Raw genomic sequence first — 14314 nt, 5'->3', positions numbered from 1 at the left:
CCCCTTCACGTGCTCGGGTGCGCTGTCCGGGAAGAAGCGCAGCACGATCTCGCCCCGGTTGGTGGCGAGGGTGACGATGGTCTCGGTCTCGGGCATGTCCTTCTCCCGCTTGCGATTGGGCGGCGTAAGCCGCGGGCAGGCTAGCATCCGCGGCAGGCCGGGTCAAGCCGCCGCTGCGGCGCCGCGGCGACGCACCAGGGACGCCGCTTGCAGTCGGCGCGCATGCGAAGTAGCCTGAGCGCATCCGGCTGCTGGTGCCGGCTGGCCCCGCGCTGCCGCGCCGCAGCCGCGGGGCCTTGCCGCTGTTGAGCGCGGGGAGAGGAGGGGAAAGCCATGAACGAGGTGCCGATCCACGTATCGAAGAGCACCGTCAAGAGCCTTTGGCAGGAATACCGAGTCTACGCCGATCGGGTTGAGTTCGAGACGCGCTTCGGTTGGATGACTGTGCCGTTTGGGCATGTCGAGCGCATCGAGGTCTCCGAATCCGAGGTCAAAGGCCTCGTGCGCGGGGATCTGCACCTGAAGGACTTTCGCCCGGCCCTCAAGTTGGACTGGGCGAACTTCCGGGAGCACGTCGTACTCGACAAGCGCGCTGGCTTGGTACGCAGGCTGCTATTCACGCCTGAGGATCCCGCAGCCTTCAAGGCTGCCGCAGAAGCCGCCCTGGCCCGCTATCGCCAGGCTGCGGCGAACAGCTAGGAAGGACCGCCGTGCCGCGCTTCTACGTCACCACGCCGATCTACTATGTCAACGACGAGCCGCACCTGGGCCATGCCTACACGACGGTGCTGGCCGACGTGCTCGCGCGCTACCACCGCCTGCTCGGCGAAGACACGCTGTTCCTGACCGGCACCGACGAGCACGGCCAGAAGGTGCAGCAGGCCGCCGAGAAGCGCGGCGTCAGCCCCCAGCAACACTGCGATGAGCTGAGCCCGCGCTTCGCCGAGGTCTGGCGGCGGCTCGGCATCAGCAGCGACTTCTACATCCGTACGACGATGCCCGCGCACAAGGCGGTGGTGCAGCGCGTGCTCTCCGAGTTGTGGGCCAAGGGCGAGATCTACCCGGACGAGTACGAGGGCTGGTACGACGTCTCCGAGGAGCGCTTCTACACCGAGAAGGAGCTGGTGGACGGCAAGAGCCCGGCCGGCAACGCGGTGGTCGCCATCCGCGAGAAGAACTACTTCTTCCGCATGGGCAAGTACCAGCAGGCCCTGATCGATCACATCGAGGCCAACGCGCGCTTCATCGTGCCCGAGAAGCGCGCGAACGAGGTGCTCGGCTTCCTGCGCCAGCCGCTCGGCGACCTCTGCATCAGCCGGCCGAAGTCACGCCTGAGCTGGGGCATCACGCTCCCCTTCGACGAGGACTACGTCTGCTACGTCTGGTTCGACGCCCTGCTCAACTACTACAGCGCGCTCAGCTTCGGCTGGGCGAGCGACCGGACGGGCGAGTTCTGGCCGGCCGACCTGCACCTGATCGGCAAGGACATCCTCACCACGCACGCGGTCTACTGGCCGACGATGCTGCTGGGCGCGGGCCTGCCGCTGCCGAGGACGATCCTCGCGCACGGCTGGTGGCTCTTCGGCGCCGAGAACGAGAAGATGAGCAAGTCCAAGGGCAACGTGGTCAAGCCGCTCGACACGATGGAGCTCTACGGCCGCGACGTGCTGCGCTACTTCCTCATGCGCGAGATGACGCCGGGCATGGACAGCAGTTTCAGTGAGGGCTTGATTGTCGAGCGCAACAACGCCGAGCTGGCCAACGACATCGGCAATGGCCTGAACCGCGTGACCAAGCTCGTCGAGACGCACTTCGCCGGCCGGCTGCCCGAAGGGCGCGGCTACGGCGAGAGCGAGCGCGCGCTGAAGCAGGTGGCCGCCGAGGTGGCGGTCGAGCTGCGCGCGCAGATCGCGCTCTACCATCCCAACGGGGGCATCCTCGCCGTGCGGCGGCTCTCGGGGGCCGTGAATCGCTACCTCGAGGAGAAGGCGCCCTGGAAGCGCATCAAGGAGGAGGGCGGCCGCGAGGCCACGGCGGTCACGCTCTACCACGCCGCCGAGGCCCTGCGCCTCGTGGGCACCTTGCTCCACCCGGTGATGCCCGAGCGCTGCGGCGAGCTGCTGCGGCGGCTGGGTGCCGCGGCCGAGCCCGCGCCCTTCGGGGAGAGCCTCGTCTGGGGCGGCCTCGTGCCGGACGCGCCCGTGATCTCGGGGGCGCCGCTCTTTCCGCGCTTCGATCCGCCGGCGGACTGACCGGGCGCTGCGGGCGGCTCAAGTCCAGATTTCCCCTATTCCTGCTATCAACGATAGTGTAGAATTTCTGGGTTGGCGGCCGCACCAAGCGATCGCCGCCGGCATGGGCGCCCAACCCAGGAGCTACGGCGATGTCGATGCGCAGGATCCTCGGTCTCCTTCCCTTGCTCCTCCTCGCCGCCCTGATCAGCGGGGCCGGCTGTCCAGCCGGTGAAGACCCGGCGGACGCCGGCGGCGATCCCTTCTGCGTCCAGCCGGAGTACCCCGAGGACACGGTCACCGCCTATCTCCTGCTCGATGAGCCGGGTGTGGTGGATGTCTATCCCAACTTCGACGAGCCCGACGGCCACGCGCCCGCCCTGAGCATCAGCGCCGGCGCCCTGCCGCCGGGGATGAGCTTCGACGCCGAGCAGGGAAAGATCACCGGCACGCCGACCGAGCTGGGCAACTACGCGCTCCTCATCGACGCCGTGGTGGACTGCGACGATGGCGAACAGCTCACCGCGCAGCTGCACCTGGAGATCCACGTCGTCGAGGAGTGCCCGCCGCTCTACGCGCCGGCCGAGACGAGTCTGCCCTTCGTGCTCAACGAGACGGACTGCAGGGACCTCGAGGTTGTCGGCGGTCTGGGCGATTACACCTTCACCCACGAGGGCGAACTGCCGCCCGGCATCGGCTTCGACCCGGAGGAGGGCAGCTTCTGCGGCACGCCGACGGCGGTGGGCACCTGGAACGTGGACGTGCATGTCGAGGACGCCTGCCCTGACGTGCAGGCCGCGGACATCGCCGTGGCGCTGGTGGTCACCGCGCCGAGCGACGCACCGCCGGTCGGCGTCTACACCTGCGCGCTCCAGGCCCTGGAGGCGCTCTGGGTGGAGTCCACGCTGAACTTCGGCAGCATCCAGGCGCCCTTTCTCGTCGGCGCCGGCAGCAACCAGTGGGGGATCTTCAGCCTGGGCCAGCCCTACTTCGCCACGCTGGAAGGCGACTACCTGAACGCGGCCATGCCTGCCTGGGGCGCTGTGCCCCTGGCCGGCGGCCCCGACGGCCTCGGCGATTACGCGGTCAAGCTCATCTTCCGCTACGGGCCGGGGGGCGCCGGGCTCACCGGCTGGGTGCCTGCCAACGATGACTTCGGCATGACCTTCCTGCTCGTCTACACGGACGCCGTTCTCGACGCGCTGCCCTACGATGGCGACGCCACGAGCGGCGGCCTGTGCTATGTGCTTGCGAACAACCAGGTCGTTCGCTTCGTGGAGTACGACGCGAGCATCCAGAACTTCGGCTACACGGCACCGGGCGTGCCCGCGAGCAGCCTGCCCGGCGGCGGCGCCCCGCGCAGCGTCTGCGCGCGGGCGGAGGGCTCGGTGCTGATCGTCACGGACGGTTCGCCGGGCAAGCTCTTCCTGCACGACCGCGTGAACGTCTACGCCCCGGCCACGCCGGTCGGCGAGCTCGGCGACCAGCCGCTGCGCGTGCGCGAGGCGGGCGGCATCTTCGTGGTCAGCAACTTCGCGAGCGGCACACTCAGCCTGGGCACCTGGAACGGCACCGATGCGGCGGCGCTCACCGATGTCGCCACGGTCGGCGACGGGCCCTTCGGGATCGACCTGCTCGAGCTGGGCGACGGCAGGGTGGCCGTCGCCAGTGCCGGTTTCAACGACGACAGCTTCTCGGTGACCCTGGTCGGCTCCGACGGCATGGAGATCAGCACGAGCACGCTGCCGCTGCCGGCCGGCGTCGAAGGCCCGGGGCACGTCGCCTGGCTGCGCGACGGCAGCCGGCGGATCATCGTCGGCGGCAATGCGACGAGCAACCTTGCCGTGGTGGACAGCGGCCTCTAGCCGCTCCGGCAGGCTTGACGGCTGCGGCATCCGAGCGTCAGAATCAGTGCAGACCGGACGCGACAGGCGAGAAAGGGGGTGAGGACATGGACACAGCCAGACCATGAAAGGAGGGCGGCCATGTCCCACGCCCATCATCCCCAGTCCCGCGCCGAGCGGCGGCAGCAGCGCCGTCGTGTCCTCCTTCGCCGCTGGCAGCAGTGGCGTACGCGCTGGCTTTTCGATGATCCCAAGCCCAGGCGGCTAGCGGAACTCGAGCCCTTGCTGCTCAGGCGTGTCCACCGTTTCGCCCGCAGTCCGGTATTCTGCGCCTGCTCGCTCTGCTACCCCCGCAATCCCCGCCGCCGCTATGGCGACGGGACCTGGCTCGAGGCGCGGACCGACCTTCGCCTTTGGGAGGAGCTCTGCGAGGCCGGCCTGGAAGACCTGATGCCGCCGCGCCGCTTCCGCTTCCCTTCACGGGTGAGGGGCACGCTGCGCATCAGCCCCTTCAGTGAGCTGCGCGACGACAACGAGGAGTGAGCTTGCAGCAGGTACTGGGCGGGGCTAAACTGCGGGGCTCGAGCGCGGCGCCGGCTGCGGTCGGCGCCTGCCGACAAGGAGGCCGGCGGCATGCCTAGCCCCATCGTCATCCTGCACGGCTGGAGCGACGAGAGCCGCTCCTTCCGGCCGCTCGCGGACTTCCTGCGCCGCGAATTGAAGAGCGAGGTCACCACGCTCGACCTCGCCGACTGGGTCTCCCTCAACGACGAGATCACCTACCGCGACCTCAGGCACGCCATGCAGCGCGCCTGGGAGAGCCATCCGGGCATCAAGGGCGCCAAGAACGTGCGCCTCGTCTCGCACAGCACGGGCGCCCTCGTCGCCCGCGATTGGCTGACCCACTACTACAAGCCGGACACGGCCCCGATCAGCCGACATCTCATGCTGGCGCCGGCCAACTTCGGCTCGCAGCTCGCGCACAAGGGGCGCGCCTGGTACGGGCGTGTCTTCAAGGGCTGGAAGACAGGCTTCCAGACGGGCGGCCACCTGCTGCGCGGCCTCGAGCTGGCCTCGGCCTACACGAGCGAGCTGGCCGAGCGCGATCTCTTCGGCCGCCGCTGGTTCGGCGAGGACGCCATCCTCGCCGCGGTCCTCGTGGGCAACACCGGCTACGGCGGCTTCAAGGCGGTCACCGACGAGGTGGGCGGCGACGGTACGGTGCGGATCTCGACAGCCAACCTGAACGCGGCCAAGCTCATCCTCGACTACACGCAGCCGGGCGCGCCCGGCGTCACCTACAAAGCGCCGACTGGCGGACCGACGCTGCCCTTCGGGATCAGCCCGGGCGACAACCATAGCAGCCTCGCCTTCAAGCAGAAGAACGGCCGCGGCGAGCACGCGCCGACGGGTGCAAGCACGGCGGCCTGGGTGAAGCGCGCGCTCACGGCGCCGCCCGCCGAGTGGAAGGCCTTCGCGGCGGAGCTGGCCGCGGCCAATGCGACGCTCACCGTAAGCGCCGAGGCCGAAGCTTACTTCCACCAGTACCAGCACACGGTCGTCTGCCTGCGGGACGATCTCGAAAACCCGGTGGAGGAGTACCTCGTCGAGTTCCTGGCCGAGAGCGGCCGTCGCGCGCGCAGCTTCCGCGTCAACGACGTCAGCGGCGTCTTCCAGCGGGAGATCATCGCCGACGTGCACGGCTACTCGGGCGACTCCTCGCGGCGCAGCTTCTACATCGACATCTCGGCGCTGAAGACGCTCCTCGCCGATCAGCAGCTCACGCTGATGATCGAGGCCCAGCCCGAATACCGCACGGGCGCGGCCGTGGGCTACCCGGCGCTGCCGGGCATCCGGCTCGACGCCCAGATGATGGGCGCCTACTTCGTGGAGAACCGCACGCTGCTCGTCGACGTGCGCGTGCCGCGCACGGTGGGCCCCGAGGCCTTTCGCCTGATGCGCCACTCCGGCTGAGCGGCGGCCGCTCGCCTAGAACAGCGTGGCCAGGGCCCGCATCGCCGTGGCCGGCCGGAACGAGAAGCCCATCCGCAGCAGGGTCTGCGGGCGCGAGTGGCGCAGCGAGGGGCTGCGGTCCGTCTTCACGCCCAGGTGCACGGAGCCCACTTCGATGCCGATGGAATGGTACCAGCCCTCGGCCGGACTGCCATCGAAGTAGCGGCGGCCGAATTCCAGCGTCGGCCGCGGGGCGATCCAGCTGCTCAGGTGCAAGTGGAGCTGGAGCGTGACCCCGAGGTCCCAGCTCCGCCGCCCCTGCGGATGCCAGTAGCCGTACTCGCCCGCCAGGAAGGGCTGCGGCCAGTGGAAGCCGGACGCCCGGAAGAGGTCGTCGTAGTAGCGCTTGTGGTGCTCCTTGCTGGCCAGCCGGCTGAGCGCGCTGAGGGGATCGAGGGCGGCTCCTGCCGAGAGCGTGTGCAGCTCGTCGTAGCCGGCGAAGGCCCGCAGCAGGAAGCCGCGTGGCTGGTGATAGACGGCCGTGTCGAGCCAGCGATTCCCCGTCGAGAAGGCCCAGGGGCGCACCAGCGCCGGCAGCGCCAGATGATCGACGTAGCCGCGCAGGCGATTCTCCGCCTTGTCGCGAAAGGCGATGCGCTCATCGAGGGTGGCGAAGTGGGAGGCGAGACTGCGGATGGGGCGCAGCGGCGCCCGACGGGCCTCGAGTTCGGCCGTGCCGATCGTGTCGGCGAGGGCGATGCCGAGGTCGTGCATCAGGGTCTGCTGGGCGAAGTAGCGGCCGAGCAGGAAATCGAACTCGCGCAGCTCGCGGTTGAAGAAGCCGCCGAAGTGGCTGAAGGCGCCGCCGGCCACCGGCTGCTCGTCCGTGGCCGTGATGAGGATGAAGTTGTTCGTCGCGAGCAGGCCGCGGGCCCGGAACAGCTCGAGAAAGAGCTGCCGGTGCTGCCAGGACGCCGCGTGCTCCAGCCAGGCCGCTGCCGGCGCGGCCTCGCCCCAGTCGAAGCGGAAGTCGATGCTGCGCTCGAGCCGGGCGGCGAGGTCGTCCCGCGGCGCCACGCGGCGACCCGCGAGCTCCGCCCGGGCATAGGTGGCGAAGCGCATGAGCAAGGCGATGTCCCCCGAGGCTACCCCGTGCTCGGCCATGAAGTCCAGCGCGCGCAGCAGATCCTCGGCGCGGGCGTCGTCACCGGCCAGTGCGTGGAGCTCGACGAGCAGATGGCGCAACGCGGCTTCATTGGCGTCGGCGGCGCGGATGTACTCGCGAAAGCCCTGGCCGCCGGCGGCGCCGAGCCCCATGCCGATGATGCGGTTCGCATAGGGCACGAGCTGCGACACCGTCGCGCCTGGGGGGCGCTGCGCGGCGAGGCTCTCCTCCTCGGCCGGCAGCATCACGGGTACCTGCGGCGCGAGGTAGATGAAGCGGCGGTCCCGCTCCACGGGATTGAGCAGCGCCGCGAGGGCGCGGTTCGACTGCATCTGCTCGGGGGCGATCGGCTCGGGATGCGCTGCCCGGCTGGGCTCCGTGTCGATCAGCGCCGCGAGCTGCTGGGCGAGGGCCAGCGGGTCGTTGTCGAAGTAGCCGCCATCGGCGTAGTGGAAGGCGCGCGTGTCGACGGGCGCGGCGAACTCCCGCGGGAGCGGGTCGTACTCGACGCCGCGGCGCTCGAGCAGCACGGGCTCGAAGGCGAAGGGGAAGGCGCCCGAGGCGATCGCCGTGAGCGCGACGTCGTTCCAGCCGATCTCGGTGGCGGGGTCGCGCGGCAACGAGACTCGCCGGCCGCCGTCCTCGAGCAGGAAGAGCCGGCGGTCGTCGTAGAAGGTCTGCCAGTAGACGGCGCCCTCGAAGTGGATGGGGCGCGTGAGGCCATCCATGTTGGAGAGCGTCATGCCGAGAGCGAGGCGCTCGGGCGCGAGCGTGAGCGCTTGGGCACCGCGCGCGCCGGGCGGGAGCGCGGGCGGTAGCGCGGCGGGAGGCTCGCCCTGGCGCAGGGAGCAGCCGAGCGCGCTGTTCGCGATGCGGTAGATGACCCGCTCGTCGAAGAGGAAGGGGTCCTCGGCGAGGGGAAGTGGGCGGTGATCGTTCATCAGCGCGAGCACGCCGATCTGCTCCACCCAGGCGGCGTGGAAGGCCGAGCGCTCGGGGTAGCCGGAGTCCAGGACGTCGGCGCTGGGGTCGTAGAGCTCGCGGGCGAGGACGGCCAGGCTCATGCTGCCGGCTGAGGCGCCGGCGAGCACGTCGATGGTGAAGCGATGCGCGGCGGCTTCCGGGTCGCGGGGCAGGAGCCCGGCGTTGTAGAGAGCGAGGCCGTGGACGAGCTCGGCCAGGATGCCCGCCTCGAAGGCGCCGAGGGCGACGGCGCCGCCCATGGCGACGGCGAGGTGGGTCTTCTTGTTGAGGGGTTGGGTGGGCGCGCGCGGCGCCTTGCGCTCGAGGGTCTGGACGGGTTTCTCCGCGTGGGCGGGCGCGGCGATGAAAGCCGCGATCAGGAGCGCCAGGCAGGGGCGCAGGCGGGCGAGGCTCGGCATCGGGTTTCCTCCCGCGTTGGCCTCGTTCCCCCGTGGATGCAGCTTAGCACAAGCCAGCGGATGCCTGCCTCACACAATCGGAACTTAGTGCGGATCCATACAAAATCGCAGGGCCCAGCTCGGAATCGCGGGCCCGACTTCGGCCTTGCGATCGCCGCCGTTGCCGCTACAATGATCACCGGTCCGCCGCGCCGGACCCCTCCCGCCCGTCCGGTCGCGCACCCACCCTCAATGCGTCCCCCGCAGGAGGAGACCGTGGCCACCCCCGCCCGTCGCCGCCGCGTTGCCGACTCGCCCCGCGCCATCGAGATCCGCGGCGCCCGCATCCACAACCTCAAGGGCGTGGATGTGAGCATCCCCCGCAACACCGTGACGGTGTTCACGGGCGTCTCGGGCTCGGGCAAGAGCAGCCTGGCCTTCGACACGCTCTACGCCGAGGGCCAGCGGCGCTACATCGAGTCCTTGTCCAGCTACGCGCGGCAGTTCCTCGGCCAGATGGAGAAGCCCGAGGTGGACTCGATCACCGGGCTCTCGCCGGCCATCTCCATCGACCAGAAGACGGCGAGCGTGAACCCGCGCTCCACCGTCGGCACCGTGACCGAGATCCACGACTACCTGCGCGTGCTCTATGCGCGCCTGGGCGTGCCGCACTGCCCGCAGTGCGGCCGCGAGATCGGCTCGCAGACGGTGGACCAGATGGTCGACCGCATCCACGAGCTGCCCCCCGGCACGCGCTTCATGGTGCTGGCGCCGCTGGCCCGCGGGCAAAAGGGAGAATTCGCGGACCTGTGGCCGAAGCTCGTCAAGCAGGGCTTCGCGCGCGTACGCGTGGAGGGCGAGATCCACCGGCTCGCGGACCCGCCAAAGCTCGCGAAGAACAAGCGCCACACGATCGAGGTGGTGGTCGACCGTCTCGCCCTCACCGACGGCATTGCCACGCGCCTGCACGAGGCGCTGGAGACGGCGCTCGCCCTCGGCGAAGGCAGCCTGCGCGTGCTGACCACGGCGGGCGAGGAGATCCCCCTCGGCAGCGCGCACGCCTGTCAAGCCTGCGGCCTCAGCTTCGAGCCGGTCGAGCCGCGAAGTTTTTCCTTCAACAGCCACTACGGCGCCTGCCCGGACTGCCAGGGCCTGGGCGTCATCCGCGAGCCTTTGCCCGAACTGCTCGTGCCGAGCGAGGCGCTGACGATCCGCGAGGGCGCGATCCGCGAGATCGCGAGCTGGATCGAGGGCAAGGGCCACTGGAGCCAGCTCATCCAGCGCATCTTCCGCGAGTACGGCATCGACATCGACCGCCCCTTCGCCAAGCTCACGGCGAAGCAGAAGCAGCTCATCTTCTACGGCGACCCGCGCGCGGCGGGCCTCGCCAAGCAGGACCACTTCCTGGTGCCGGTGGACGCGGCCAACGCCAACTGGGGCGCGCGCGAGTGGCTGATCGGCGGCCTGGTGCCGAACATCCTGCGCCGCTACCGGGCCACGCAGTCCGAGATGGCGCGCCAGTACTACGAGAGCTGCATGGCCGAGCGGCCCTGCCATGCCTGCAAGGGCCATCGCCTGCGGCCGGAGAGCCTGGCCGTGAGTTTCCAGGGGCGGGGGATCCACGAACTCAGCGCGCTGCCCATCGGCGAGCTGGACCGCTTCTTTGCCGGGCTGCGCCTGGCGCCCGCCGAGCGCGAGGTGGCCGGCGAGCTGATCCTCGAGATCAGCGAGCGCCTGGGCTTCCTGGTCAAGGTGGGCCTGGACTACCTCAACCTCGCGCGCCCGGCGCCCACGCTGAGCGGCGGCGAGAGCCAGAGGATCCGCCTCGCCAGCCAGATCGGCCGCGGCCTGACGGGCGTGCTCTACATTCTGGACGAGCCGAGCATCGGCCTGCACCCGCGCGACAACCGCAACCTGCTCGACACGCTCTTCCGGCTGCGGGACCTCGGTAACACTGTCGTCGTAGTTGAGCACGACGAGGAGACCATCCGTCTCGCCGACCACGTGGTGGACTTCGGGCCGGGCGCCGGCGTGATGGGGGGCGAGATCGTCGCCACGGGGAGCCCCGCACAGGTGGAGCGCGCGCGGCGCTCGGTGACGGGCGCCTATCTCGCCGGGCGCGCCGCGATCGCGCCGCCCGCGCGGCGGCGCGCGCCCGGGAAGGCGTGGCTGCGCCTGGGCGGCGTCGAGCACAACAACCTGCGCGGCCTCGATGTCGAGATCCCGCTGGGGGTCTTCGTCGCGGTCACGGGCGTCTCGGGCTCGGGCAAGAGCAGCCTCGTCGCCGAGACGCTCTACCCGCGCCTCGCGCGGCACTTCCACGGTGCGCAGGCGCTAGGGGGCACGATCCGGAGGCTCGCCGGGCTCGAGCACCTGGACAAGGTGATCGAGATAGACCAAAAGCCCATCGGGCGCACGCCGAGGAGCAACCCGGCCACCTATGTCGGGGTCTTCGACCCCATCCGCGCGCTCTTCGCCGAGCTGCCCGAGGCGCGCGCCCGCGGCTACAAGGCCGGGCGCTTCAGCTTCAACGTGAAGGGCGGCCGCTGCGAGGCCTGCGAGGGTCACGGCCAGCGGCGCATCGAGATGCACTTCCTGCCGGACGTGTGGGTCACCTGCCCCGTCTGCCAGGGCCGCCGCTTCGACCGCGAGACCCTCGAGGTCACCTACAAGGGTCGCAACATCCACCCCATCCTCGAGATGGACCTGCAGCAGGCGCTCGCGCACTTCTCGGCATTGCCCGCCGTGCGCCGCCTGCTGCAATCCCTGGCCGATGTTGGCCTCGACTACATCAAGCTCGGCCAGCCGGCCACGACGCTCTCGGGCGGCGAGGCGCAGCGCGTCAAGCTCGCCAAGGAACTGGGGCGGGTGGCGACGGGGCGCACGCTCTACATTCTCGACGAGCCGACCACGGGCCTCCACTTCGCCGACGTCGCCAAGCTGCTCGAGGTGCTGCAGCGTTTGGTGGATGCCGGCAACAGCGTGCTGGTGGTGGAGCACAACCTCGACGTGGTGAAGTGCGCCGACTGGGTGCTGGATCTCGGCCCCGAGGGCGGTGGCGGCGGCGGCAAGCTGGTCGCCGCCGGGCCGCCGGAGCTCATCGCCCGCGCGCGCGAGTCGCGCACGGGGCGCTTCCTCAGGCGCCTGCTCGACGAGGGCGCCGTCGCCGGGCGGCGCTAGGCGGGAACGTAGCAGTTGACGCCCAGCTTGATCGGCTTTCCGTCGAGTTCACCGACGCTGACGTTGCCCTGCGTGCTCGCGATCACCTGGGACTTGCCCGAGGCCGAGGCCGTGCGGGGCGCGTCCAGCTTGATGGTGATCGTCAGCAGGTTGCCGACGACCTTGGTCTCGATGTTCTGCATCGTGTGCCTTCCGGTCAGGGATGGGTTCTGGAGGAGGTGTGCGGGTCCCCGGCATCCGGCCGCCGCCGCAGGGAGACCAGCACGCCCGTCGCCAGGATCGCGAGAATCAGCCCGAGCAGGTAGAAGTTGAAGGCCTCGCCGAAGATGGCCTTGAGCGGCCTGGCGACCATCATCTTGACGCCCACGACCATGAGCACGAAGGCCAGCGCCACCTTCAGGTAGCGGAAGCGGTGCATGAGCCCGGCCAGCGCGAAGTAGAGCGAGCGCAGGCCGAGGATCGCGAACACGTTGGAGGTGAAGACGAGGAAGGGGTCGGCCGTGATCGCGAAGATGGCCGGGATCGAGTCGACGGCGAAGATGAGGTCCGTGACCTCGACCATGACGAGGGCGAGCGCCAGCGGGGTCAGCATCAGGCGGCCGACCGGAGTCCGCTCGACGGTTTCGTCGCGCTCGGGGACGCCGCCCGGCAGGGCCGGGGCGTGCGAGGCGTCGCTGCCCGCGCGCACCAGGAAGCGCTGGCCGTGGAAGTGGTCCGTCACCGGGAAGAGCCGGCGCGCGAGGCGCACGACGGGGTTCCTCGTCAGGTCGTCGCCGTGGGACTTCACGATGAGCATCTTCAGGCCCGTCAGGATCAGGAAGGCGCCGAAGAGATAGAGGATCCAGTGGAAGCGCGCGATCAGGACGCTGCCGAGGGCGATCATCGCGCCGCGCATGAGGAGCGCGCCGAGGATGCCCCAGAAGAGCACGCGGTGCTGGTAGATGGCCGGCACGCCGAAGAAGGCGAAGATCATCACGATGACGAAGATGTTGTCGACGCTGAGCGACTTCTCGACCACGTAGCCCGTCAGGTACTTGATCGCGGCCGTGCGCCCGTTGTTGACGAGGCCGTCCACGGCGTCCACGGCGCCCCCGAGCCCGAACCAGTGCGCCTCGTAGCCGAAAAAGATGAAGATCGAGAAGGCCAGGCCGAGGGCGATCCAGACCGCCGACCAGCCGAGGGCCTCGCGCACCGACACCACGTGGGCGTGGCGGTGGAAGACGCCGAGGTCGAGGGCGAGCAAGAGCAGCACGAAGCCGACGAAGGCGGACCAGATGAGCAGCACGCGTAGCCCCCTAGGCGCAGACCGGGCGTGCAGCGCCCGGCGGGAAGCGCTATGATCGCCATTCCTCGCCGCCGGCGCCAGCCCAATCGACGCCGCGCGCAACCAGGAGATCGACATGCGGAATCGCCAGATCCTGCTCGTGCTCAGCGTGCTTCTCGCCTGTCTGCCTGCGCGCGGCGCCGGCCAGGTCGCCGGCCTCGACTCGGTCGCCAATGCCGCCCTCGAGCGCGCGCTCGAGCTGCTCGAGCTGCGCGCCGAGGAGCTGAGCTTCGACAAGTTCTACGCCCCCGACGACACCTTCCGCCTCGCTGCCGTCGAGGGCCTGATGGCCGATCCGCTCTCCCTGCCCAGCTGGCAGGATGCGCTGGTGGCCGATCTCACGGCTGCGCAGCGCGACCCCGCGGCCCTGCTCACGCGCCTGGGCAACCTGCTCGCGGTGGATCCGCCCGTCCAGCCGGCTGGATTGCCGCCAGCCGGCCGCTTCCCGTTGCCGCCCGCGCCGCCGAGCGCCTGGCTGCCCGCCCCCGGGCGCGTGTCGGTCGCGGCGCCCGACACGCGCGGCGCCCGCGCCCTGCGCAAGCAGCTCGAGCGCGCTGCGGACGCCTTCGTCGATTCGCTGCGCGTCGCCGAGCGCGAACTCGAGCGCGCCTTCGCCGGGCTCGCACCCGCCGACCGCGACAGCCTCCTGCTCATCGCCCCGGCCTTCTGGGCCGGCTGGGACGACGAGGACCCCACCGCGCTCGCCCTGCGCGGCGCGCTGCACCGCGAGCTGGCCATCGCGGCCGACACGGTTGGCATTGCAATCGACGAGAACCTCGTCCTCGACCTGGCTGCCCGCGTGGACCGCGCGGCGCTCATTGCCGCCGCCCAGCGCTTCCAGGCGGCGCTGGGCGCGCTGCTCGCCGCCGGCGATCCGGAGGCGCCGCTGCCCGCGCGCAAGCACATGGAGGGCGTCGTGGGGGCCATCGTCGGCACGCGAGAGACGCCCTGGGGACTGCTCGTGCTCGGCGGCCCCGGCCCGAATCGCTATGAAGCCGCCGCCCTCGCGCGGATCGCCTTCCTGATCGAGCCGGGCGGTGACGACGTCTACGCCGGCCGCGCGGCCTCGGCCCTCGGCGGCCTCACGCGGCCCTTCGGCGCGCTGGTCGACCTCGCGGGCGACGACCTCTACGCGGGCGAAGGCCGCGCCTTCGCGCTCGGCGGCGCCCTGCTCGGCGTGGCGGCGCTCATCGACGCCGCGGGCGAGGACCGCTACATCGGCGGCGACGGCACGCTGGGCGCGGGCTTCTTCGGCG

The 14314-nt window shown here is 70.5% G+C and carries 10 protein-coding genes and 1 pseudogene; 7 read left to right on the top strand and 4 right to left on the bottom strand.

Annotation, left to right across the window (positions count from 1 at the left end; genetic code table 11):
- Positions 1–96 (bottom strand): peptidylprolyl isomerase (locus tag FJ251_07535; protein ID MBM4117587.1); only part of this gene is annotated, 96 nt, incomplete at its 3' end.
- A gap of 237 nt (positions 97–333) precedes the next feature.
- On the opposite strand from FJ251_07535, the gene FJ251_07530 reads away from it, so the two are divergent.
- From FJ251_07530 to FJ251_07510, 5 genes and pseudogenes are all read left to right on the top strand, one after another.
- Complete coding sequence (locus FJ251_07530) at positions 334–699, top strand: hypothetical protein (GenBank protein MBM4117586.1); 366 nt, start codon at positions 334–336, stop codon at positions 697–699.
- 11 nt (positions 700–710) lie between these two features.
- A pseudogene (metG, locus tag FJ251_07525) lies at positions 711–2252 on the top strand (methionine--tRNA ligase).
- A 131-nt stretch (positions 2253–2383) separates the two neighbouring features.
- The gene (locus tag FJ251_07520; protein ID MBM4117585.1) at positions 2384–4096 is read left to right on the top strand and encodes a hypothetical protein; all 1713 of its coding nucleotides are present in this window, start codon (positions 2384–2386) and stop codon (positions 4094–4096) included.
- 120 nt (positions 4097–4216) lie between these two features.
- Positions 4217–4618 carry a hypothetical protein gene (locus FJ251_07515; protein ID MBM4117584.1) on the top strand — a complete coding sequence of 134 codons (402 nt, stop codon included), beginning with the start codon at positions 4217–4219 and terminating at the stop codon, positions 4616–4618.
- Between the two features lie 90 nt (positions 4619–4708).
- Entirely contained in the window at positions 4709–6049 is a 1341-nt protein-coding gene (locus FJ251_07510; protein ID MBM4117583.1) for an alpha/beta hydrolase, read from the top strand.
- A gap of 15 nt (positions 6050–6064) precedes the next feature.
- On the opposite strand, the gene FJ251_07505 is transcribed toward FJ251_07510, so the two are convergent.
- Positions 6065–8575 (bottom strand): hypothetical protein, encoded by a 2511-nt coding sequence (locus FJ251_07505; protein MBM4117582.1) that lies wholly within the window; start codon positions 8573–8575, stop codon positions 6065–6067.
- Positions 8576–8806: 231 nt separating this feature from the next.
- On the opposite strand from FJ251_07505, the gene uvrA reads away from it, so the two are divergent.
- Positions 8807–11734: an excinuclease ABC subunit UvrA gene (gene uvrA, locus FJ251_07500; GenBank protein MBM4117581.1), complete on the top strand. Its 2928-nt coding sequence runs from the start codon at positions 8807–8809 to the stop codon at positions 11732–11734.
- Here the strand turns inward: uvrA and FJ251_07495 are convergent.
- A complete protein-coding gene (locus tag FJ251_07495) occupies positions 11731–11916 on the bottom strand; it encodes a hypothetical protein (protein MBM4117580.1) in 186 nt (61 codons plus the stop codon). The two genes, uvrA and FJ251_07495, sit on opposite strands and share 4 nt — an antisense overlap.
- A gap of 14 nt (positions 11917–11930) precedes the next feature.
- Positions 11931–13136, bottom strand: a complete 1206-nt coding sequence (locus FJ251_07490) for a TerC family protein (protein MBM4117579.1) — start codon at positions 13134–13136, stop codon at positions 11931–11933.
- Between FJ251_07490 and FJ251_07485 the strand changes: the two genes are divergently transcribed.
- On the top strand, positions 13135–14314 hold a 1180-nt coding region (locus tag FJ251_07485; protein ID MBM4117578.1), incomplete at its 3' end, for a hypothetical protein. The two genes, FJ251_07490 and FJ251_07485, sit on opposite strands and share 2 nt — an antisense overlap.

Source organism: bacterium (assembly GCA_016873475.1).
Taxonomy (GTDB): Bacteria; Krumholzibacteriota; Krumholzibacteriia; order JACNKJ01; family JACNKJ01; genus VGXI01.
Note: the sequence above shows the minus strand (reverse complement) of the source record. Positions and strands in the feature narration are given on the sequence as shown.